Here is a 21449-nt window from a genome sequence, read left to right as displayed (position 1 = left end):
ACCCTGCCATGACCGCCCCTGCACTCGCACGGAAAGGAATGACGGACCATGTCTCCCATTCCCCGCAGGTCCCTCCTCAAGGCGGCCGCCGTCGCCGGCGCCGCCGCCCAGTTCAGCTGGGCGCTGGGCGCGAAGGACGCACAGGCCGCGCCCGCAGCCGAGGCCGCCGACGCGGACCCGGTGACCCTGGACTGGCTGGAGGACGGCGGCCTCGGCGCCGCGCCCGGCTCGACCGTCGGCGTGCCCTGGCCGATGGGCGCGTTCCAGGAGGACCAGGCCTTCGCGCTGACCGACGCGGACGGCAAGGACGTGGCCGTCCAGTCCTGGCCGATCGCCTACTGGCCCGATGGCTCCCTCAAGTGGACCGCCCACGCGGTCGGTTCCGGCAACGGCAAGCTCACCCTGGCGGCCGGCGAACCGGCCGCCCCCGCCCAGCAGGTCACCGTCGACAAACGCGGCGGCACGATCGACGTCTCCACCGGCGTGATGACCGTGAAGATCGGCAAGAACGGCTCGACGATCGTCAAGTCCGTCACCCGGGGCTCCACCGAGATCGCCAGGAACGGGCGGCTGGTCCTCATCCGCCAGCCCGAGATCGAGGACGAGGACCAGGGCACGGTCAGGACCGAGCGCTTCGACGGCGCCATCGACTCCGTCACCGTCGAACAGGAGGGCCCGGTCCGGGCGGTCGTCCGCGTCGACGGCAAGCACCGCAAGGGCAGCCGCGGTTGGCTGCCGTTCTCGATCCGCCTGTACTTCTACGCGGGCGCCGACTCCTTCCGGATGGTCCACACGATCACCTACGACGGTACCCAGGAGCCGGGCAAGGCGAGCGGTGACTTCATCCGCGGGCTCGGCGTCCGCTTCAGCGTGCCGATGCGCGACGAGGCGTACGACCGGCATGTGCGGATCGGCGGCGAGGGAACGGGCCTGCTGCGAGAGGCCGTCCAGGGGATCACGGGCCTGCGCCGCGACCCGGGCGCGGCCGTCCAGGCGGCCCAGTACGCCGGGCAGAAGCTCCCCGACCCCGCCACCTGGGACCAGCGCGTCACCACCCGCCTGCAGTACATCCCGCACTGGGGCGACTACACCCTCGCCCAGCTCTCCGCCGACGGCTTCACCCTGCGCAAGCGCACCAAGAAGGGGTACGGCTGGATCGCGGCGGGCGGCGGCAAGCGGGCCTCCGGCTTCGGTTACGTCGGCGGCGCGAGCGGCGGACTCTCCTTCGGCCTGCGGGACTTCTGGGAGAAGTTCCCCGCGCAGCTCGACATCCGCGACGCCCACACCGACACGGCCGAGGTCACCCTCTGGCTCTGGTCGCCCGAGGCCCAGCCGATGGACCTGCGCTTCTACCACGACGGCATGGGCCAGGACACCTACGCCGAACAGCTCGAAGGCCTCAACATCACCTACGAGGACTACGAGCCCGGGTTCGGCACCCCCTACGGCATCGCCCGTACCTCCGAACTCCTCTTCTGGGCCAACGAGTCGACCCCGTCGGCGGACGCGCTGGCCGAACAGGCCGCGGCCGTACGGACGTTGCCACAGCTCACCGCCCCACCGAAGCAGCTCATCAAGGCCAAGGTCTTCGGCCCCGGCCTCTACTCCGAGCCCGACCGCTCCACCGCCGCCAAGGCGAAGATCGAGGACCACCTCGACTTCCTCTTCACCTACTACAAGGACCAGGTGGAGCAACGCCGTTGGTACGGCTTCTGGGACTACGGCGACTTCATGCACACCTACGACACCGTGCGTCACCAGTGGCGGTACGACGTCGGCGGCTACGCCTGGGACAACTCCGAGCTCTCGCCCGACCTGTGGCTCTGGTACGCGTACCTGAGAAGCGGCCGCTCGGACATCTTCCGGTTCGCCGAGGCGCTGACCCGGCACACCGGCGAGGTCGACGTCTACCACATCGGCCAATGGGCCGGCCTCGGCACCCGGCACGGCATCCAGCACTACGCGGACAGCGCCAAACAGCAGCGCATCTCCAACACCACCTACCGGCGCTTCTACTACTTCCTCACCGCCGACGAACGCGTCGGCGACCTCATGGCCGCCAACGTCGACTCCGACGAGACCTTCCTCGTCCTCGACCCGCAGCGCAAGGTCCGCACCGACCCCTACACTCCCGACCGGCACGCCCTCTCCATCGGCTTCGGCACCGACTGGAGCGGCCTGGTCTCGGCCTGGCTGACCGAGTGGGAGCGCAAGGGCCCCAAGTGGGAGAAGGCCAAGGCCCGCGTCCTGTCGACCATGGAGGGCATCGCCGCCCAGCCCAACGGCTTCGTCCAGGGCAGCGGCCTCTACGACCTCGACACCGGCAAGTTCGCGACCGCCGCCACCCCGGTGGTCTCCGTCTCCCACCTCTCGGCGGTCTTCGGCCTCAACGAACTCTGCGCCGAACTCATCCACCTGATCGACATGCCGAAGTTCAACGAGGTGTACTTCGACTACTGCCGCTACTTCAACGCCACCAAGGCGGAGCAGGCGGCACGCTACGGCTCCAACTTCGGCACCCTGCTGCTCTTCCAGGGCCACTCACGCCTCGACGCGTACGCCGCCGTACAGACCGGCGACGCGACCCTCGCCGCGCGCGCGTGGACGAAGTTCTACAGCTCCGACGGCTACACGGAGTCCTCGCCGTGGAAGACCGAGCCGCTCTCCGGCCCGGTCACGCTGGTCGCGGGCAGCGAGGCCGGCTGGGTCTCCTCCAACGACACCGCGCTGTACGGGCTCGCGGCCATCGAGAACCTGGCGCTGCTCGGCGACAAGATGCCCGCATAGATGAGGCGGGGGAGCGCCGTCGCACGGGCGGCGGCGCTCGTACCGAGTGTGGTCCAGGTCACTCGAAGCGGGCATGAGTACGCGTACTCAGATCGACTGCCCGGGCAGACTCCGTCCATGGACTGGACCCACTACCGTTTCCGCAGCCTGTGGCCCCTGCCGGTGCCGTCCACCGTCGTCTACGACGCGCTGGAGCGGGTCGAGGACTATCCGCGCTGGTGGCCGCAGGTGCGCTCGGTGAGCCGGCTGAACGACACCACCGGCGTCCTCACCATCCGCTCGGCCCTGCCCTACGACCTCACGTTCATCGCGCGCGAGACGCGCCGCGACCCGGTCGCCGGGGTCCTGGAGGTCGCGATGACCGGTGACATCGAAGGCTGGTCCCGCTGGACGGTCACCGCCACCGGCACCGGCACCCTCGCCCGCTACGAGCAGGTCGTCGACGTCAACAAGCCGTTGCTGCGCCGACTCGCCGTCCCCGGACGGTTGTTCTTCCGCGTCAATCACCGGCTGATGATGCGGGCGGGCCGACGCGGACTGCTCGGGCACCTCCAAGCGGTTTGAACGAATCCCGCCGGTACCTATATCGTTCTCTGCGTTCCCGGGCGATTAGCTCAGTGGGAGAGCGCTTCGTTCACACCGAAGAGGTCACTGGTTCGAACCCAGTATCGCCCACCACCGGGAAGGCCGGTCCGCCTGTGCGGACCGGCCTTTTTGCCGTCCCGCGATCCGGCCGAACGGGGGACTCGGCGGGCCGCGCCCGTCTGCCCCTCGGCCGGCCGCGCCCGCGATGCCTAGGCTGGCACCGTCACGGAAGGGCGGTGCCATGGATGCTGACTCCCGGATCAGGGCCGCGATCGAGGAGCACTGGGCGGCGTCGGAACGCGGGGACATCGAAGCCGAGCACGCCGTCTACGCCGCGGACGCGATCCTCGACTACCCGCAGTCGGGCGAGCGGTTCCGGGGTCGCCGGACGATCGCGGCGCAACGCGGCGGGCACCCGGCCGACCGGCACTTCACCGTGCTGCGGATCACCGGCCATGCGCAGGTGTGGGTGAGCGAGTGCGTCATCACCTACGACGGTGTGCCCTCGTACTCGGTGAGCATCATGGAATTCGCCGACCGGCGAGTGGTGCACGAGACCCAGTACTTCGCGGGCGCGTTCGGCACGCCGGCATGGCGGGCGGCGCTCGCGGAGCCGATGCCGGGGAGGACTGTCACAGGCACCTGACGGTCGGCCCGCGGGCCCGTCAACCGGCCGGTTCGCCGCCTGCGGTGTCCGCGGTGTCCGTGCTGCCCGCGGTGCGGAAGCGCGCCCGGTAGGCCCCCGGCGTGATGCCCAGGTTGCGGGTGAAGGCCCGGCGCAGCGATTCCGGGGAGCCGAAGCCGGTGCGCCGGGCCACCGTGGCCATGGGGTCGTCGCTGCCCTCCAGCACCGCCTGGGCGGCTTCCATGCGGATCCGCTCGACATAGCGGGCCGGGGACATGGCTGTCTCCTCGTGGAACAGGCGCGTCATGTGACGAGGGCTCACACCCGCCAGGCGTGCCATGGCCGCCACGGTGTGCGGGGCGGACGGGTCCTCGGCGACCGCGTCCAGGACCCGGCGCAGTATCTCCTGCCGCGGGCGCGGAGTGTGCGTACGGACACTCAACTGCGACTGGCCGCCCGGCCGCTGCATGAACACGACCATGTCCTTGGCCGTGGCGCGGGCGGCGTCGGCACCGAGGTGTTCCTCGACCAGGGCGAGCGACAGGTCGATGCCCGAGCTGACGCCCGCGGAGGTCATGATGTGGCCGTCGCGCACGAACAGCGCGTCGGTCGCCACGGTCACCCGCGGGTAGCGCAGCGCAAGTTGGTCGGTGAAGCGCCAGTGCGTGGTCGCGGCATGCCCGTCGAGCAGCCCGGCCGCGGCGAGGAGGAAGGCGCCGGTGCAGACGGACGCGGTACGGCGGCTGCGCGCGTCGAGCGCCCGCACGGCGTCCAGCAGGGCGTCGTCCTTGACGAGGGAGGGCCACTCCGGACCCCCGGGGACGACGACCACGTCGCTGACATCGCGAACCTCCTCGGCGGCCAGGTCGACGCGCAGTCCGGTACCGGCCGAGGTGACCACGTCGGCACCGTCCGGGGAGACCGTGCGCACGCGGTAACGACCGCCGAACTCGTTCGCCGACGAGAACACCTCGATCGGACCGGTGACATCGAGCAGGCGTACGCCCGGGAAGACCAGCACGGTCACCGACAGCGGCTTCCTGCCTGACGGCCTGTCCTTCATCGTGCGCCTCCCGGCCGGACGGCCCTCTCGCCGCGGAACCCGTGGGTTTGACTATCAAACTTACCATGGGCGGACGCCTCGATGTCCTGGTGTGAGGGCGTCCTGGCGCGTGCTGCTCTGTGGCGGGACCTCTGCCGCGCCATAGGTTCGCAAGGCCGACCGCCCGACGGTCCCGGCCGTGGTCAGAGCGACACGAGAAGATCCGACGCGAGAAGAGAAGGCCCTCCCCGCCGTGGCACCCCACACCAGTACCACCCAAGCGTTCCCGCCTCCGGGCGGCCGGGTTCAGAGAGATTCCGGACATGCCCGTGCCCGGCCCGCCGGGGCGGACGGCGCGGGGCCAGGGCGGCTCGGGCCCGGCTGGTTCGCGGCCGTCATGGGCACCGGGATCGTCGCCGTCGCGGCCGCCACCCTGCCGCGCACCCTTCCCGGACTCCGCGGGGCCGCCACGGTGGTCTGGGCGGGGGCCGGGCTGCTGCTGATCGTGCTGGCGGCCCGTTACCTCGGGCAGCGGAAGCTGCGCGTGCACGCCGGTGATCCGCTGCTGGCGCAGTTCCTCGGGGCGCCGCCGATGGCGCTGCTCACCGTCGGAGCCGGCGCGCTGCTGCTCGGCCCGCGGCTGATCGGGGAGCGGGCGGCGCTCGACGTGGACCGGGTGCTGTGGTCCGCCGGTACGGCCCTCGGACTCGCCAGCGCCTGCGCGGTGCCCTACCTGATGGTCACACGGCACCGGTTCGCGCCGGACGCGGCGTCCGGCGGCTGGCTGCTGCCGGTGGTGCCGCCGGTCGTCTCCGCCGCGACGGGCGCACTCCTCGTGCCCCGGACACCGGCCGGGCAGCCGCGGCTGGCCCTGCTGCTGGGCTGCTACGCGATGCTCGGGCTCGGCCTGATGGCGGTCCTGCTGGTGCTGGCCATGGTGTACAGCCGTCTGGTGCACCATGAGGCGCCCAGCGGTGCGACGGTGCCCACCGTGTGGATCGGAGTGGGGGCGCTGGATCAGGCCGTGACGGCGCTGGGCGCGCTGGCCACGGCGGCGCCCGGCACGCTGCCCGCCCCGTACGCACGCGGGAGCGCGGTCGCGGCGCTCCTCGGCGGGCTCGGGATATGGGGCTTCGCCCTGCTGTGGCTGGCGCTCGCCACGGCACTGACCGTGCGCGAGATCCGCAGAGGGCTGCCCTTCGCGCCCACCTGGTGGTCCTTCATCTTCCCCCTGGGCGCCTGCGTCACCGGAACCAGCGCCCTGGCCGCCCGTACCGGCTCACAGCCGTTCGTCTGGAGCGCCGTCGCGCTGTACGTACTGCTCGTCGCCGCCTGGGCGGTGGTCGCCTGGCACTCCCTGCGGCACGCCGCCGGACAGCGGCGGGACGGGGCGCCGGTGCGGGCGCCCCGTCCGTCACGCCGCCGTAGGCAGTTCCGGTCGTAGCGGCCAGTACGTGTTCACCGTCTCCGGCGTGCCGCTGCGGGTGAACCACGCCTGGAGGCCACGCGCCTGTGCCGCGTGCCAGGTCGTCTGCAGGGTGTGCAGCTCGGCCGGGGACAGGCGCTCCAGGCGGGTCGCGAAACGGCGGCCCAGCGCCCGTACGACCTCCAGGGACGCGAGCGCGTCCGCGCCCGCGTCGTGGGCGCCTTCGAGGGGGACCTCGTAGTGCGCGCACAGGTCGGTCAGGGTGCGGCGGCCCTTGCGGTAGCGGTCCAGATGCTTGTCCAGGACCCGGGGATCGAGGACGAGCAGGGGGCTCGCCTCGAACCAGTGGTCCAGCGAGGACGCCCGGTGGCGGCGCAACTCGCGGTCCAGCAGGGTCAGATCGAACGGCGCGTTCATCACCACCAGCGGGCGGTGCATCGCCGCGTGCTCGGCCAGTTCCTCGGCTATCTCGTACATCACCGGCGCCGGCCAACGGCCGTTGCGCTGCAGGTGTTCGTCCGTCAGCCCGTGCACCGCCGTCGCCGCTTCCGGCACCGGCATGCCCGGGTTGACCAGCCAGCGGGTCACCCGGGGCCGGGTGCCCGGGGCGTCCTGGACGACGACCGCGGCGGACACGATGCGGTCGGTCTCCACGTCCACGCCCGTGGTCTCCGTGTCGAAGGCCGCCAAGGGCCCCTCGTACCAGCACGTCATGCCAATACAACTCCTCGTTCACCCACGGCAGGTGACGTTCCGTCTTCTGCCTGTTTGGTGATACCCGGGCCGTTTGCGACGTACGCCGGAAGGACACAACAGGAGTGCGGGTCTTTGCAGTTCAGCGGCCCGCCACGGGGAAGCTCTTTGGCTGGGAAGGCTGTTGGTCATGGCGATAGCGCAGCCCGAACGGGGCGGGCTGCTGCCCGAACGTACGGGCCCCCATCGCGGCACACTCGCCACCACCGCCTGCATGGAGACACTGCAGGTGGGCTATCTGCACGCCGTCGCGGCGGCGGCCGGCTGCTCGCTGTCGCAGCCGTTCCCGGACAACGGCATCGACTGGCACGTCAGCCACGGCTCGCCCGGTCACACCGTCGACGACGAGGTGACGATAAAGGTGCAGCTCAAGTGCACCTACCAGATAGCACCGAACCCGCCGGGACGTTTCTTCTCCTTCACGCTGGACAACGACCACCTGCGCAAGCTCGCCCGTACACCGGTGTCGGTGCACAAGATCCTGGTGGTGATGCTGGTACCGCGCTCTCCGGACGACTGGTTGCGCGCCAGCCACGACCGGCTCGATCTGCGCCACTGCTGCTACTGGATCAACCTGGCAGGGCACCCGATCACCGGTCGGCACCGGACCACCGTGCGGGTCCCGACCTCGCGCATCTTCGACGACCGGGCGCTGTGCGAGATCATGACGCGGGTCGGGACGGGAGGCAGACCATGAGGCACCGTCCGTACGAGGAGCAGCTGCGGGAGGTCCGGCCGCATCCCGACGACCCCCACTGGCACCGTCCCCCCGAGCCCGCCGAGGTCGACCCCGCCGTGCTCGGCGCCCTGCTGCGCCGGCACGGCTGGCAACGGCGCGGGGGAGCGCCGGGGCGTTACGGCCGCTGGACCCCACCCGGGCCGGGCAACACCGGCACCAGCCTGCTGGTACCCGAGAGCCGCGCCTTCCCGGACAGCGACGACCTGCTCGGGGAGGCGCTCACCGCTCTGGTGCGCAGCGGTACGCCCGCCGCGCGTGAGGTGCTGGTCGGGCTCGCCGTGCCCAGCGACGAGATCCGCTGGTGGCGGGATGTGCCCAGCGGCCCGGCGGACGCCACGTCCTGGACGGTCGAGGAGCAACTGCGCACCGCCGCCCGGCAGACCCTGCTGGCCGGCGCGCTCGCCACGCGCGCGCGTGCCGGTTACTACGGCGCCCGGCACAAGCGCGCGGCCGCCGCCATGCTGGAGTCCGTCCTCGTCGGCTCGGCGGAGGGCGGGCGCGGTCTGACCGCCTTCGTGCCCGTCGGCACCGGCCGGCCCCTCGCCGTCCGTCTCCACCAGGCCCTCTACGCGGCCCGCGAGGCCATCGACTACCAGCGGGCCACCGGCGGCATGGACGCCTTCGACGGCGCCGTCGAGGCGGGCGTGAGCCGTGAGCTGACCGATGCCCTCGTCACGCTCGTGCGCGGGACGGAAGGCGCCCGCGTCTCGGTGGACTGGGCGCCGGGCGCCGGCGTCCCCGACGACTGCGCGTCGACTCTGGAACCCGTCGAGTTCTCGCCCGGCGACCTGCCCGTGCTGCGCGAGGCCGGCGCACGCTATCTGCGCGACGAGCCCTCCGTCGCGGTCCGGGTCACCGGGACCGTGGTCCGGATGCGCCGCTCGGAGCCGCGCGGCGAGGGCGCGGTACGGCTGCGGGTGATCGCCGGCGCCGAGGTGCCGTACGTCCGCGTCACCCTCGACGAGGAGGACTACCGGATCGCCGGGCAGGCCCACCTCGTCGGACTTCCGGTGCGGGTGCACGGCCGGCTGGAGAGCCGGGGCGGCTTCCGGCGGCTGTCCGGCGCCTCCGGGGTCGTACCCGTGCAGGTGGACGACGAGGAACGGGACAGCCTGATGAAGTCGCTCCAGGAGAATCTGGACTTCTTCGAGGAGGCGTGCAGCGGGGACGACTGCGACTGACGGCCCACTGTCGGTAACCGTTTCGCAGTCGGTGTGGCCGGGTCGGTACGATCCGGTATTGCGCGCGCTCCTGGTACGGCGCCCGCATCCGCCTTCAGTCAGGAGAGACCGGTGTCAGACGTCCGTGTGATCATCCAACGCGATTCCGAGCGGGAAGAGCGCGTGGTGACGACGGGCACTACGGCCGCCGAGCTCTTCGCCGGCGAGCGCGCGGTCATCGCCGCCCGGGTGGCCGGGGAGCTCAAGGATCTCGCGTACGCGCCCGCCGAGGGTGAGGTCGTGGAGCCGGTGGAGATCTCCTCCGAGGACGGTCTCAACATCCTGCGCCACTCCACCGCGCACGTCATGGCCCAGGCCGTCCAGGAGATCTTCCCCGAGGCCAAGCTGGGCATCGGCCCGCCGGTCAAGGACGGCTTCTACTACGACTTCGACGTGGCGAAGCCGTTCACGCCCGAGGATCTCAAGGCCATCGAGAAGAAGATGCAGGAGATCCAGAAGCGCGGGCAGCGCTTCTCCCGCCGTGTGGTCACGGACGAGGCGGCCCGCGAGGAACTGGCCGACGAGCCGTACAAGCTCGAACTGATCGGCCTCAAGGGCTCGGCGTCGAGCGACGACGGCGCTGACGTCGAGGTCGGCGCCGGTGAGCTGACGATCTACGACAACCTGGACGCCAAGACCGGCGAGCTGTGCTGGAAGGACCTCTGCCGCGGTCCGCACCTGCCGTCGACGCGTCTCATCCCGGCGTTCAAGCTGATGCGCAACGCGGCCGCCTACTGGCGCGGCAGCGAGAAGAACCCGATGCTCCAGCGCATCTACGGGACCGCCTGGCCGTCCAAGGACGAGCTGAAGGAGTACCTGGACTTCCTCGCCGAGGCCGAGAAGCGCGACCACCGCAAGCTGGGCAGCGAGCTGGACCTGTTCTCCATCCCGGAGCAGATCGGCTCCGGCCTCGCCGTCTTCCACCCCAAGGGCGGCATCGTCCGCCGAGTGATGGAGGACTACTCGCGCCGCCGGCACGAGGAGGAGGGCTACGAGTTCGTCTACACCCCGCACGCCACCAAGGGGAAGCTCTTCGAGACGTCCGGGCACCTGGACTGGTACGCCGACGGCATGTACCCGCCCATGCAGCTCGACGAGGGCGTGGACTACTACCTCAAGCCCATGAACTGCCCGATGCACAACCTGATCTTCGACGCGCGCGGCCGGTCCTACCGTGAACTGCCGCTGCGGCTCTTCGAGTTCGGGACCGTGTACCGGTACGAGAAGTCCGGTGTCGTGCACGGCCTCACCCGGGCCCGTGGCTTCACCCAGGACGACGCGCACATCTACTGCACCAAGGAGCAGATGGCGGACGAGCTCGACAAGACGCTCACCTTCGTCCTGAACCTGCTGCGCGACTACGGCCTCACCGACTTCTACCTGGAGCTGTCCACCAAGGACCCGGAGAAGTTCGTCGGCTCCGACGAGGTCTGGGAGGAGGCGACCGAGACGCTGCGCGCGGTCGCCGAGAAGCAGGGCCTGCCGCTGGTCCCCGACCCGGGCGGCGCCGCCTTCTACGGCCCGAAGATCTCCGTGCAGACCAAGGACGCCATCGGCCGCACCTGGCAGATGTCGACCGTCCAGCTCGACTTCAACCTGCCCGAGCGCTTCGACCTGGAGTACACCTCCGCCGACGGCACCAAGCAGCGCCCGGTGATGATCCACCGCGCCCTGTTCGGCTCCATCGAGCGGTTCTTCGCGGTCCTCCTGGAGCACTACGCGGGTGCCTTCCCGGCCTGGCTGGCGCCGGTCCAGGCGGTGGGCATCCCGATCGGTGACGGGCACGTCGAGTACCTGCAGGACTTCGCCGCCGAGGCGAAGAAGCAGGGGCTGCGGGTCGAGGTGGACGCGTCCTCGGACCGGATGCAGAAGAAGATCAGGACCGCGCAGAAGCAGAAGGTGCCGTTCATGATCATCGTCGGCGACGAGGACATGAACGCGGGCACGGTGTCGTTCCGCTACCGCGACGGATCGCAGGAGAACGGCATCCCGCGTGCCGAGGCGATCGCGAAGATCGTCGATGTGGTGGAGCGCCGCGTTCAGGTGTGATGCGGTCGCCGCCGACGCGGGGCTGATCCGCTTCGCACCGCTGGGTTTCAGGCCCCCGGGGAATCCCCCGGGGGCCTTCTCTCGTCCTCGCTCAGCGAGAACCGCTGCAGCATCCAGGACGAGAACGACCCCGTGACCGTGCCCAGCAGTCCCAGACCGCAGGCCATCAGCCCCACGGCGATGAACCGCCCCAGGGTGGTCACCGGGACGTAGTCTCCGTAACCGACCGTGGAGAGGGTCGAGCAGGTCCACCAGAGGGACTCGCCGAAGGTACGGATGGTGGCGTTCGGGGCCGAGCGTTCGGCCTGGTAGACGGCGAGGGCGCCCGAGAAGCCCAGCAGGGAGATCGACAACGTCGAGTAGGCCGCCACACGCGCGTGCAACGGGAGCCGGGGCTCCCCGCGCCGGCGCTGGATCGACTCGTAGGTCCGCACGACCCGAACCGGCCGCAGCAGTGGCAGCACCAGGACGACCGTGTCCAGCCAGTGCCGCCGTACGAACCCCGGTCCCTCCCCGCTGAGCCGCCAGCGCACCGCGTAGTCGACGGCGAACATCGCCCAGGCCGTGTACATCAGCGACAGGAAGAAGGCGTGCTCGGCCTTCGGCAGCCCGGGCGTCAGTACATGCACCGCGTACGAGCCGAGGAAGACCAGCGAGGCGATGCCGAGCGGCAGGTCGGTCCTCCGGTCCCAGCGGATCAGCCGGCTGTCGTCGTCCATCCGCCCAGCTTCGCCGCCGGGCCGTTTCGCCGGGCCCCGGCGACACGCCGCGAACGGGCGAAGCCATATGCTGCCTAGCATGACGAGTGAGCCGGAGCAGCAGATCGGAGTGGGGACGCAGGACGCGTTCCAGCGCCTGTGGACACCCCACCGGATGGCCTACATCCAGGGTGAGAACAAGCCGACCGGTCCGGGGGCCGACGACGGCTGTCCCTTCTGCTCGATCCCGGCCAAGTCCGACGAGGACGGGCTGGTCGTCCGGCGCGGCGAGCACGTCTACGCGGTGCTCAACCTCTACCCGTACAACGGCGGCCATCTGATGACCGTCCCCTACCGCCATGTCGCCGACTACACGGATCTGACCGCCCCGGAGACGGTCGAACTGGCCGAGCTGACCAAGCAGGCGATGACAGCGCTGCGCACGGCGTCGGGTGCCCACGGCTTCAACATCGGTATGAACCAGGGCTCGGTCGCGGGTGCCGGTATCGCGGCCCACCTGCACCAGCACATCGTCCCGCGCTGGGGCGGCGACACGAACTTCATGCCGGTGGTCGGCCACACGCGGGTGCTGCCGCAGCTGCTGGCGGACACCCGCAAGATGCTGGCCGAGGCCTGGCCGACGTCACATTGAGCAGCCCGTCCGGGGGTGCCCCCTCTGGGGGAGATCGAGGACGAGGCCGTTCAGGTCGAAGCGGGGGTCTGGGGGTGGCAGCCCTCAGGCGCCGGTGCCCGTCCCGCCCCTTCGGCCGAACCGCCGGAGGCTCACGCGTCGTAGGTGTCCGCCTTCTTCGGTGACGCCTCCTGGACCGCCCCGCTGAGTGCTCCCGCCCGCGAGTTGAACTTGTCCATGTTGACGTCGTGCTCCTTGAGCACGGTGAACGCGGCCCGGTGCACCGCCCGGAGCACCGGCGTGGCCGCGCGCAGCGCGTCGTCGGCCATGAAGCGGTGCCGCCAGGGCTGGTCGGCCCAGGCGTGCCGGAGGCCGAACGGCTCGGGCAGGCCGATGGAACCGCCGAGCCACTTCAGCAGCGGCGGATACCAGCTGACCATCGCCCGCGCGCCCAGCCGGACCACCTCGTCCGGGGTGACCAGGGGCAGCTTGACGGTCCGGGTCTCCCAGAACCGGACGGTCTTCGCGACCGTCTTGGTGGGGGCCTCCGGCTTGCCGCCGAACAGGCCGTTGACCGGACCGAGGGCGTGTCCGGTGACCTCGATCCGCAGGGTCTCCTTCAGCACGGTGACGGTGGTCATCATCGTGATGATCAGGTCGCCGTTCCACAGGTGCGGCCACTGCACGCCCAGGTAGTGCCGCTCACCCTTGTCGAAGTGGTTGTTGTTGCAGATCCGCTCCACGTCCGCGGGCCCCACCAGGTAGTCGGTCCCCTCGGGCCTGGTCACCGCCTTGGCGCCCTCTCCGACATGGGTGACGATCCAGTGCCTGACCTGCGGTGGCGGGAAGCCGCCGGTCTTCAGGTGCTGCCGGTGCAGCACGCTCAGTTCCTTCTCGATCTCCCGGACCACCGTCCAGGCACGGAACTCGTGGACGCCCTTGACCGGATCGAGCGGCACCAGCTCCTCGGCGAGGTGCCAGGAGCCCCAGCGGGTGCCCATGCCGAGTATGCCCTTGGGGCCGGCGTAGAAGACCGAGTTGGACTGCTGCTCGGCGCTGAGCCGGGCCAGGGACTGGCGCAGTTGCTCGGCCGCGGCCTGGTCGGGGCTGGTCGGTACCGCCTCCGGGACCTTGGCGCCGACGCTGCCGCCGGAGAGCAGGCCGTCCCAGGCCTCGCGCAGGTCCCTCGCGGTGCGCTCGCACAGCCGCTTGGCCAGGTACCAGCCGACGACCGGGAGCACGATGCAGCCGCGCGCGTACCATCCCCAGAAGCCGGCGAGCGGCATCCGGATCAGGAAGATGACCGCGAGGACGCCGACGGCGGCCAGCAGTGCGCTGCCGAAACCGGAGACCCGCTTGTCGCCGGCCTTCAGCATGGTGGCCCGGAGCTGGAAGACCCCCAGCCACACCAGCAGGCCGGGCAGGAAGAGCACCCCGCACAGGAGCATGACGGCGGTGAGCCGCAGGTCGCGTTCCCGGCGGATGCGGTTGGCCGCGAGGCAGTGCTCGACGACCACCTGGGGTTCGCTGCCGAAGGACTGGACGAGGGGTTTGCGGCCGACGCCCAGCATGCGGTCGATGACCGCCTGGGAGTACGCCTCACCGAAGTTGGGCCGGAATATCTTCGCCCATTTACGGCCCTCGGTGACCGTGGACTGGTGCCACTCGTTGTCGGCCTTCTTGATCTCCTCCATCGGTGTGTCCCGGTAGGCCGCCGAGGCCAGGGCGTAGGTCGGTGCCTGCGCCTCGCCGCCCGGCCTGGGCACCTGTGGCCCGAAGAAGTCCTCGAAGCTCATTCCCGCCCCCACTTGCCGCTGTCCTGCTTCTGCGGCCTTCCCGACTTCCGTACTCCGCACACCTGTTGATCAAGTACTCAGAGTATCCCCAGCCACTGACAGGTGTTCGGCGGACGGCCGAAGCCGTCCGCCGAACACTCCCGTTGCCGACCGACTAGGAGGCCTTCTCGGCCTGTTCGCGAATCTTCTCGGCGATCTGCGGTGGCATCGGCTCGTGCCGCGCGTAGGAGCGGCTGAACCGCGCCGTGCCGTGGGAGAGGGAGCGCAGGTCGACCGCGTACCGGCCGATCTCGAACTCCGGTACCTCGGCCTTGATGAGGGTGCGTCCGCCGCTGGTCTGCTCGGTGCCCAGCACCCGGCCGCGCCGCCCGGACAGGTCGCTCATCACGGCGCCCACGTAGTCGTCGCCGACCAGTACGGACACCTCGGCCACCGGTTCGAGGAGATGGATCCTGGCATCCGCGGCCGCCTCCCGCAGCGCCAGCGCGCCGGCCGTCTGGAAGGCGGCGTCGGAGGAGTCCACGGAGTGCGCCTTGCCGTCGAGCAGGGTGACCCGCACGTCGACCAGCTGGTAGCCGGCGGCGACCCCCTTGACGGCCTGGGCCCTGACGCCCTTCTCGACCGACGGGATGAACTGCCGGGGCACCGCGCCGCCGACCACCTTGTCGACGAACTCGATGCCGGAGCCGCCCGGCAGCGGTTCCACCTCGATCTCGCAGATCGCGAACTGCCCGTGCCCGCCGGACTGTTTGACGTGCCGGCCGCGTCCGGCGGACTTGCCGGCGAACGTCTCCCGGAGGGACACCTTGTGCGGTACGACGTCGACCTGGACGCCGTAGCGGCTGCGCAGCCGTTCCAGGGCGACGTCCGCGTGTGCCTCGCCGAGGCACCACAGCACCACCTGGTGGGTGTCCTGGTTCTGTTCGAGCCGCATGGTCGGGTCCTCGGCGACCAGCCGGGCGAGGCCCTGCGAGAGCTTGTCCTCGTCCGCCTTGCTGTGCGCCTCGATGGCGAGCGGCAGCAGCGGGTCGGGCATCTCCCACGGCTCCATGAGCAGCGGGTCGTCCTTGCCGGAGAGGGTGTCGCCGGTCTCCGCGCGGCCGAGTTTCGCCACGCAGGCCAGGTCACCGGCGATGACGTGGGTGACCGGCCGCTGCTGTTTGCCGAACGGTGTGGACAGGGCGCCGATCTTCTCGTCGACGTCGTGGTCCTCGTGGCCGCGGTCGGCGAGGCCGTGCCCGGAGACGTGGACCGTCTCGTCGGGGCGCAGGGTGCCGGAGAAGACCCGCACCAGCGAGACCCGGCCGACGTAGGGGTCGGAGGCGGTCTTCACCACCTCGGCGACCAGCGGGCCGCCGGTGTCGCACGGCTTGATGTCGCGCGGGGTGCCGTCGATGGTGGTGACTCCGGGCGTGGGGTGCTCGAAGGGGGTCGGGAAGCCCCCGGTGACCAGCTCCAGGAGCTCGACCGTGCCGAGGCCCTGGCGGGCGCCGTCGGTGGCCGGGGCGGCCGCCAGGACGGGGAAGAAGGCCCCGCGTGCCACGGCCCGTTCCAGGTCCTCGATCAGCGTCTTGAGGTCGATCTGCTCGCCGCCCAGATAGCGGTCCATGAGCGTCTCGTCCTCGCTCTCCGAGATGATCCCCTCGATGAGCCGGTTGCGGGCCTCCTCGATGTCGGGCAGCTGGTCGGGGCCCGGCTCGGACTCCTTGCGCTCCCCGGTGGAGTAGTCGAACAGCTTCTGCGTGAGCAGCCCGACCAGCCCGGTCACCGGCGCGTGCCCGTCCGGACCCTGTGGGCCGTGCAGCGGCAGGTAGAGGGGCAGCACGGCGTCCGGGTCGTCGGCGCCGAACGCCTCGGCGCACACCCGGGTCATCTCCTGGAAGTCCGCGCGGGCGGCCTCCAGGTGCGTGATGACGATCGCCCGGGGCATCCCGACGGCCGCGCACTCCTCCCACACCATCCGGGTCGAGCCGTCCACCCCGTCCGAGGCCGAGACGACGAAGAGGGCCGCGTCCGCGGCGCGCAGACCGGCCCTCAGCTCTCCGACGAAGTCGGCGTATCCCGGGGTGTCCAGGATGTTGATCTTGATTCCGTTCCACTCGACCGGTACCAGCGACAGCTGTACGGAGCGCTGCTGCCGGTGCTCGATGTCGTCGTAGTCCGAGACGGTTCCGCCGTCCTCCACCCGGCCCGCCCGGTTCACCGCTCCCGCGGTCAGCGCGAGAGCCTCGACCAATGTGGTCTTGCCCGATCCGGAGTGGCCGACCAGCACCACATTCCGTACAGACGCGGGGTGGTCGGCCGCCCTTGCCCTGCCGGCGGCTCCGGGGTGTTCCTTGGCCTTGTCGCCCATGGTCATGCCTCCCGTGCACGGTGAGGTCTCTGTGGGCGCGGGCGAGCTGGCGGGCCGCGTGCGGTGGCGGCTCCGATGACGCCCGCGGTTATTCGAGCTTTCCACTCCCGTCACGGTGCGTCCATACGAAGGACGTGATCGTGCCCGCGGGACCCTTCCGGACCGGCCTCCGGTCCCCTCTGCGAGTGCCCACCCGTCGCACACACGCGCGCGTGGCTACGATGGGCCAGCCGGGGTGGCCAGCAGGGGCCGCACGGCGCAACGACCGTCGGGAAGGCCATGCTGAACAAGTACGCGCGTGCATTCTTCACGCGTGTCCTCACACCGTTCGCCGCGTTTCTCATCCGCCGGGGCGTGAGCCCGGACACGGTCACGCTCCTCGGCACGGCCGGAGTGGTCGCGGGCGCGCTGGTCTTCTTCCCCCGGGGCGAGTTCTTCTGGGGCACGATCGTGATCACGCTGTTCGTGTTCTCGGACCTGGTGGACGGCAACATGGCCCGCCAGCTGGGCCGCACCAGCCGCTGGGGCGCCTTCCTGGACTCCACCCTGGACCGGGTCGCCGACGGCGCGATCTTCGGCGGCTTCGCCCTCTGGTACGCGGGCAACGGGAACAACGATGTCCTGTGCGCGGTCTCCATCTTCTGCCTGGCCAGCGGCCAGGTGGTGTCGTACACCAAGGCGCGCGGCGAGTCGATCGGGCTGCCGGTGGCCGTCAACGGTCTCGTGGAGCGCGCCGAGCGCCTCGTGATCTCGCTGGTGGCGGCCGGTCTGGCCGGCTTCCACAAGTTCGGCGTCCCGCACATCCAGATCCTGCTGCCGATCGCTCTGTGGATCGTCGCAGTGGGCAGCCTGGTCACCCTCGTCCAGCGGGTCGTCACGGTCCGCCGGGAGTCCGCGGAGGCGGAGGCCGCGGCCGAGCGCGAGAAGGCCTCGCACGGGAGCGAGGCCGCGCAGTGACCGCCGCCGACCGGCTCACCGACGCTCTGTACGGTGTCGGCTGGAGCACCGTCAAGAAGCTCCCCGAACCGGTCGCCGTGCGCCTCGGCAACTCCATCGCGGACCTCGCCTGGAAGCAGCGCGGCAAGGGCGTCCAGCGGCTCGAATCCAACTACGCGCGCGTGCTGCCCGACGCGAGTCCCGAGCGGCTGCGCGAGCTCTCCCGCGCGGGCATGCGCTCGTACCTGCGCTACTGGATGGAGTCCTTCCGGCTGCCGTCCTGGAGCGAGGAGCGCATCCGCACCGGCTTTGCCCCCAAGGACGTCCACCACCTCATTGACGGCCTCGCCTCCGGCCGCGGGGTGATCCTCGCGCTGCCGCACCTGGCCAACTGGGACCTGGCCGGCGCCTGGGTCACCACCGAGCTGAAGACGCCGTTCACCACGGTCGCCGAGCGGCTCAAGCCGGAGACCCTGTACGACCGTTTCGTCGCCTACCGCGAGGGCCTCGGCATGGAGGTCCTGCCGCACAGCGGCGGCACCGCCTTCGGCGCCCTGGCCCGCAGGCTGCGCGACGGCGGCCTGGTCTGCCTGGTCGCCGACCGCGACCTGTCCGCCTCCGGCATCGAGGTCGACTTCTTCGGCTCCACCGCGCGGATGCCCGCCGGTCCGGCACTGCTGGCCCAGCAGACCGGTGCCCACCTGCTCCCCGTGACACTGTGGTACGACGACACCTCCGTCATGAAGGGCCGGGTGCACGCCCCGATCGAGGTACCCGAGTCAGGTGACCGGACCGCGAAGACGTCTGTCATGACACAGGCGCTGGCCGACGCCTTCGCCACCGGGATCGCCGACCATCCGGAGGACTGGCACATGCTCCAGCGCTTGTGGCTCGCCGACCTCGACCCCGCGAAGGGACCGTCGTGAGGATCGGCATCGTCTGCCCCTACTCCTGGGACGTCCCGGGTGGCGTCCAGTTCCACATCCGCGACCTCGCCGAGTACTTCATCCGCCTGGGCCACGACGTCTCCGTCCTCGCCCCCGCCGACGACGACACCCCGCTGCCGCCGTACGTCGTCTCGGCCGGCCGAGCGGTCCCGGTGCCGTACAACGGCTCGGTGGCCCGGCTCAACTTCGGGTTCCTGTCCGCCGCGCGGGTGCGCCGCTGGCTGCACGACGGCGCGTTCGACGTGGTCCACATCCACGAGCCGACCTCGCCGTCCCTGGGCCTGCTGACCTGCTGGGCGGCGCAGGGCCCGATAGTGGCCACCTTCCACACCTCCAACCCGCGCTCCCGCGCGATGATCGCCGCGTACTCGATCCTGCAGGCCGCCCTGGAGAAGATCAGCGCCCGGATCGCGGTGAGCGAGTACGCCCGCCGCACGCTGGTCGAGCACCTCGGCGGCGACGCGGTGGTGATCCCCAACGGTGTCGACGTGGACTTCTTCGCCAAGGCGGAGCCGCGCCCCGAGTGGCAGTCGGGAGGGGGACGGGCGGGCGAGACGATCGGTTTCATGGGCCGCATCGACGAGCCCCGCAAGGGCCTCCCGGTGCTGATGAAGGCCCTGCCCAAGATCCTCGCCGCCCGCCCGCAGACCCGGCTCCTGGTGGCCGGCCGGGGCGACGAGGAGGCCGCGGTCGAGTCCCTCCCGGCAGAGCTGCGCTCCCATGTGGAGTTCCTCGGCATGATCAGCGACGAGGACAAGGCCCGCTTCCTGCGCAGCCTCGACCTGTACATCGCACCCAACACGGGCGGCGAGAGCTTCGGGATAATCCTGGTGGAGGCCCTGTCCGCGGGCGCCCCGGTCCTCGCCTCCGACCTCGACGCCTTCACCCAGGTCCTGGACCAGGGCGCGGCGGGCGAGCTCTTCGCCAACGAGGACGCGGACGCGCTGGCCGAAGCGGCGGTGCGGCTCCTGAAGGACCCGGAGCGCCGGGCCGGGCTGCGCGACCGCGGCAGCGTGCACGTACGGCGCTTCGACTGGTCCACCGTGGGCGCGGACATCCTGTCCGTCTACGAGACGGTGACGGCGGGCGCGGCGGCGGTGGCGGCCGACGAGCGCTCGGGGCTGCGGGCGCGGTTCGGGCTGGCGCGGGACTAGGGCTCCGCCGGGGGGCGCCGCGATGTGTCGTCTGCCGTCTGTAGTGTGCGGCGCCGTCGTGGCTGGTCGCGCAGTTCCCCGCGCCCCTTCGGGGGCGCGCTCCCACGTGCGCGTCCTATAGCGTTCCGCCCGTGACCGCAACGCTCATCTGGACGCTCTGGATCCTCGCCGCCCTCGTGGTGATCGGCCTGTACCTGAGCTGGACCGCAGGCCGTCTCGACCGGCTGCACTCGCGCATCGACGCCGCCCGTGCCGCCCTCGACGCACAGCTGCTGCGGCGCGCCTCGGTGGCCCAGGAGCTGGCGACCTCGGGGGTGCTTGATCCCGCCGCCTCGATCGTGCTGTACGAGGCCGCGCACGCCGCCCGGCAGGCCGAGGAGGAGCAGCGGGAGGTCGCGGAGAGCGAGCTGAGCCAGGCGCTGCGTGCGGTCTTCGAGGATCCGCAGCAGGTCGAGGAGGTCCGGGAGGCGCCCGGCGGCGAGGCCGCCGCGAGCGAGCTGGCCGAGTCGGTGCGCCGGGTCCCGATGGCCCGCCGCTTCCACAACGACACCGTCGGCGCGGCCCGCCGGCTGCGCGAACACCGCAAGGTCCGCTGGTTCCGGCTGGCCGGACACGCCCCCTTCCCGCTGGCCTTCGAGATGGACGACGAACCGCCTGCCGCGCTGGCCGAGCGCCCGGCCTGACCGCAAAAGGATCCACCGGCTACCCATTGGCCCTTGCTGTGGACTGGTCCACTCGCGTTTCCTCGGTGTTTGCAGAAACCCTCTTTCAGCGAGTGAGGTCACCCGTGTCCACCATCGAGAACCAGACCCCCGAGACCGGCACCGCCCGCGTGAAGCGCGGCATGGCCGAGCAGCTCAAGGGCGGCGTGATCATGGACGTCGTCACGCCGGAGCAGGCGAAGATCGCCGAAGACGCGGGCGCCGTCGCCGTCATGGCCCTGGAGCGGGTCCCGGCCGACATCCGCAAGGACGGCGGGGTGGCCCGGATGTCCGACCCGGACATGATCGAGGGCATCATCGAGGCGGTCTCCATCCCGGTGATGGCCAAGTCCCGTATCGGCCACTTCGTCGAGGCCCAGGTCCTGCAGTCGCTCGGCGTCGACTACATCGACGAGTCCGAGGTCCTCACCCCGGCCGACGAGGTCAACCACTCCGACAAGTGGGCCTTCACCACCCCGTTCGTCTGCGGCGCCACCAACCTCGGTGAGGCCCTGCGCCGGATCGCCGAGGGCGCGGCCATGATCCGCTCCAAGGGCGAGGCCGGCACCGGCAACGTCGTCGAGGCCGTCCGTCACCTGCGCCAGATCAAGGGCGAGATCGCCAAGCTGCGCGGCTGCGACAACAACGAGCTGTACGCCGCCGCCAAGGAGCTGCGCGCCCCCTACGAGCTGGTCAAGGAGGTCGCCGAGCTCGGCAAGCTCCCCGTGGTGCTGTTCTCCGCCGGTGGCGTCGCCACCCCGGCCGACGCCGCCCTGATGCGCCAGCTCGGCGCCGAGGGCGTCTTCGTCGGTTCCGGCATCTTCAAGTCCGGCGACCCGGCCAAGCGCGCCGCCGCCATCGTCAAGGCGACCACCTTCTACGACGACCCGAAGATCATCGCGGACGCGTCCCGCAATCTCGGCGAGGCCATGGTCGGCATCAACTGCGACACCCTCCCCGAGGCCGAGCGCTACGCCAACCGCGGCTGGTAAGGCCAGAGGTCTCGC

General features: G+C 71.0%; 17 protein-coding genes, 1 tRNA gene and 1 pseudogene. 14 read left to right on the top strand and 5 right to left on the bottom strand.

Translation table 11 applies throughout. The features are described 5' to 3' along the window. Nucleotides 1-48: 48 nt before the first annotated feature. The 4 genes from OHB00_RS10900 (at nucleotide 49) to OHB00_RS10885 (ending at nucleotide 4018) form a co-directional block, all read left to right on the top strand. Nucleotides 49-2787: a Tat pathway signal sequence domain protein gene (locus OHB00_RS10900; protein ID WP_406433678.1), complete on the top strand. Its 2739-nt coding sequence runs from the start codon at nucleotides 49-51 to the stop codon at nucleotides 2785-2787. 117 nt (nucleotides 2788-2904) lie between these two features. Beyond that, complete coding sequence (locus tag OHB00_RS10895; protein WP_406433676.1) at nucleotides 2905-3351, top strand: SRPBCC family protein; 447 nt, start codon at nucleotides 2905-2907, stop codon at nucleotides 3349-3351. Nucleotides 3352-3390: 39 nt separating this feature from the next. After that, nucleotides 3391-3465 (top strand) — tRNA-Val (locus tag OHB00_RS10890). Between the two features lie 148 nt (nucleotides 3466-3613). Further along, the gene (locus OHB00_RS10885) at nucleotides 3614-4018 is read left to right on the top strand and encodes a nuclear transport factor 2 family protein (RefSeq protein WP_406433674.1); all 405 of its coding nucleotides are present in this window, start codon (nucleotides 3614-3616) and stop codon (nucleotides 4016-4018) included. Between the two features lie 19 nt (nucleotides 4019-4037). On the opposite strand, the gene OHB00_RS10880 is transcribed toward OHB00_RS10885, so the two are convergent. Beyond that, nucleotides 4038-5060, bottom strand: coding sequence for a GlxA family transcriptional regulator (locus OHB00_RS10880; protein ID WP_406433672.1), 1023 nt, complete (start codon nucleotides 5058-5060; stop codon nucleotides 4038-4040). Nucleotides 5061-5238: 178 nt separating this feature from the next. Between OHB00_RS10880 and OHB00_RS10875 the strand changes: the two genes are divergently transcribed. After that, entirely contained in the window at nucleotides 5239-6483 is a 1245-nt protein-coding gene (locus tag OHB00_RS10875) for a TDT family transporter (RefSeq protein ID WP_406433670.1), read from the top strand. On the opposite strand, the gene OHB00_RS10870 is transcribed toward OHB00_RS10875, so the two are convergent. Beyond that, the gene (locus OHB00_RS10870; protein WP_406433668.1) at nucleotides 6454-7179 is read right to left on the bottom strand and encodes a 3'-5' exonuclease; all 726 of its coding nucleotides are present in this window, start codon (nucleotides 7177-7179) and stop codon (nucleotides 6454-6456) included. The genes OHB00_RS10875 and OHB00_RS10870 overlap by 30 nt on opposite strands. Before the next feature lie 169 nt (nucleotides 7180-7348). Here OHB00_RS10870 and OHB00_RS10865 point away from each other — a divergent pair, with 169 nt between their 5' ends. From OHB00_RS10865 to thrS, 3 genes are all read left to right on the top strand, one after another. Next, nucleotides 7349-7915, top strand: coding sequence for a DUF4365 domain-containing protein (locus OHB00_RS10865; protein WP_406433666.1), 567 nt, complete (start codon nucleotides 7349-7351; stop codon nucleotides 7913-7915). Next, the gene (locus OHB00_RS10860; RefSeq protein WP_406433664.1) at nucleotides 7912-9138 is read left to right on the top strand and encodes a hypothetical protein; all 1227 of its coding nucleotides are present in this window, start codon (nucleotides 7912-7914) and stop codon (nucleotides 9136-9138) included. The genes OHB00_RS10865 and OHB00_RS10860 overlap by 4 nt, the downstream gene beginning before the upstream one ends. A 111-nt stretch (nucleotides 9139-9249) precedes the next feature. Next, the gene (gene thrS, locus OHB00_RS10855; RefSeq protein WP_406433662.1) at nucleotides 9250-11226 is read left to right on the top strand and encodes a threonine--tRNA ligase; all 1977 of its coding nucleotides are present in this window, start codon (nucleotides 9250-9252) and stop codon (nucleotides 11224-11226) included. A gap of 47 nt (nucleotides 11227-11273) precedes the next feature. Here the strand turns inward: thrS and OHB00_RS10850 are convergent, their stop codons facing one another. Then, nucleotides 11274-11945 carry a potassium channel family protein gene (locus OHB00_RS10850; RefSeq protein ID WP_406433660.1) on the bottom strand — a complete coding sequence of 224 codons (672 nt, stop codon included), beginning with the start codon at nucleotides 11943-11945 and terminating at the stop codon, nucleotides 11274-11276. Nucleotides 11946-12012: 67 nt separating this feature from the next. Here OHB00_RS10850 and OHB00_RS10845 point away from each other — a divergent pair, with 67 nt between their 5' ends. Continuing rightward, nucleotides 12013-12576: an HIT family protein gene (locus OHB00_RS10845; protein WP_406433658.1), complete on the top strand. Its 564-nt coding sequence runs from the start codon at nucleotides 12013-12015 to the stop codon at nucleotides 12574-12576. A gap of 131 nt (nucleotides 12577-12707) precedes the next feature. On the opposite strand, the gene OHB00_RS10840 is transcribed toward OHB00_RS10845, so the two are convergent. Then, nucleotides 12708-14351, bottom strand: coding sequence for a hypothetical protein (locus OHB00_RS10840; RefSeq protein WP_406433656.1), 1644 nt, complete (start codon nucleotides 14349-14351; stop codon nucleotides 12708-12710). A 154-nt stretch (nucleotides 14352-14505) separates the two neighbouring features. Then, a complete protein-coding gene (locus OHB00_RS10835) occupies nucleotides 14506-16704 on the bottom strand; it encodes an elongation factor G-like protein EF-G2 (RefSeq protein ID WP_406445719.1) in 2199 nt (732 codons plus the stop codon). Nucleotides 16705-16925: 221 nt separating this feature from the next. Here OHB00_RS10835 and pgsA point away from each other — a divergent pair. The 5 genes and pseudogenes from pgsA to pdxS all read left to right on the top strand — a co-directional run bounded on the left by pgsA (nucleotide 16926) and on the right by pdxS (nucleotide 21434). Continuing rightward, nucleotides 16926-17661 (top strand): annotated as a pseudogene (pgsA, locus tag OHB00_RS10830) (phosphatidylinositol phosphate synthase). Further along, nucleotides 17658-18566 (top strand): phosphatidylinositol mannoside acyltransferase, encoded by a 909-nt coding sequence (locus OHB00_RS10825; protein WP_406433654.1) that lies wholly within the window; start codon nucleotides 17658-17660, stop codon nucleotides 18564-18566. Before pgsA ends, OHB00_RS10825 begins: the two are co-directional and overlap by 4 nt. Beyond that, nucleotides 18563-19741 (top strand): glycosyltransferase family 4 protein, encoded by a 1179-nt coding sequence (locus OHB00_RS10820; protein ID WP_406433652.1) that lies wholly within the window; start codon nucleotides 18563-18565, stop codon nucleotides 19739-19741. The genes OHB00_RS10825 and OHB00_RS10820 overlap by 4 nt, the downstream gene beginning before the upstream one ends. A 131-nt stretch (nucleotides 19742-19872) precedes the next feature. After that, entirely contained in the window at nucleotides 19873-20424 is a 552-nt protein-coding gene (locus OHB00_RS10815; protein WP_406433650.1) for a hypothetical protein, read from the top strand. Nucleotides 20425-20528: 104 nt separating this feature from the next. Then, on the top strand, nucleotides 20529-21434 hold the full coding sequence (pdxS, locus tag OHB00_RS10810; protein WP_406433648.1) for a pyridoxal 5'-phosphate synthase lyase subunit PdxS: 906 nt from the start codon (nucleotides 20529-20531) through the stop codon (nucleotides 21432-21434). Nucleotides 21435-21449 lie beyond the last annotated feature (15 nt).

The sequence above is a fragment of the Streptomyces sp. NBC_00631 genome (genome assembly GCF_045206895.1).
GTDB lineage: Bacteria > Actinomycetota > Actinomycetes > Streptomycetales > Streptomycetaceae > Streptomyces.
The sequence above is the reverse complement of the archived record's forward strand: the minus strand, read 5'-3'. Positions and strand labels throughout refer to the sequence as shown.

What these genes read in the sequence shown, in the direction of transcription:
- OHB00_RS10900 (WP_406433678.1), top strand. Translation starts at nt 49, where the DNA reads ATGTCTCCCATTCCCCGCAGGTCCCTCCTCAAGGCGGCCGCCGTCGCC.
- OHB00_RS10895 (WP_406433676.1), top strand. Translation starts at nt 2,905, where the DNA reads ATGGACTGGACCCACTACCGTTTCCGCAGCCTGTGGCCCCTGCCGGTG.
- OHB00_RS10885 (WP_406433674.1), top strand. Translation starts at nt 3,614, where the DNA reads ATGGATGCTGACTCCCGGATCAGGGCCGCGATCGAGGAGCACTGGGCG.
- OHB00_RS10880 (WP_406433672.1), bottom strand. Translation starts at nt 5,060, where the DNA reads ATGAAGGACAGGCCGTCAGGCAGGAAGCCGCTGTCGGTGACCGTGCTG.
- OHB00_RS10870 (WP_406433668.1), bottom strand. Translation starts at nt 7,179, where the DNA reads ATGACGTGCTGGTACGAGGGGCCCTTGGCGGCCTTCGACACGGAGACC.
- OHB00_RS10865 (WP_406433666.1), top strand. Translation starts at nt 7,349, where the DNA reads ATGGCGATAGCGCAGCCCGAACGGGGCGGGCTGCTGCCCGAACGTACG.
- OHB00_RS10860 (WP_406433664.1), top strand. Translation starts at nt 7,912, where the DNA reads ATGAGGCACCGTCCGTACGAGGAGCAGCTGCGGGAGGTCCGGCCGCAT.
- OHB00_RS10850 (WP_406433660.1), bottom strand. Translation starts at nt 11,945, where the DNA reads ATGGACGACGACAGCCGGCTGATCCGCTGGGACCGGAGGACCGACCTG.
- OHB00_RS10845 (WP_406433658.1), top strand. Translation starts at nt 12,013, where the DNA reads ATGCTGCCTAGCATGACGAGTGAGCCGGAGCAGCAGATCGGAGTGGGG.
- OHB00_RS10840 (WP_406433656.1), bottom strand. Translation starts at nt 14,351, where the DNA reads ATGAGCTTCGAGGACTTCTTCGGGCCACAGGTGCCCAGGCCGGGCGGC.
- OHB00_RS10835 (WP_406445719.1), bottom strand. Translation starts at nt 16,704, where the DNA reads ATGGGCGACAAGGCCAAGGAACACCCCGGAGCCGCCGGCAGGGCAAGG.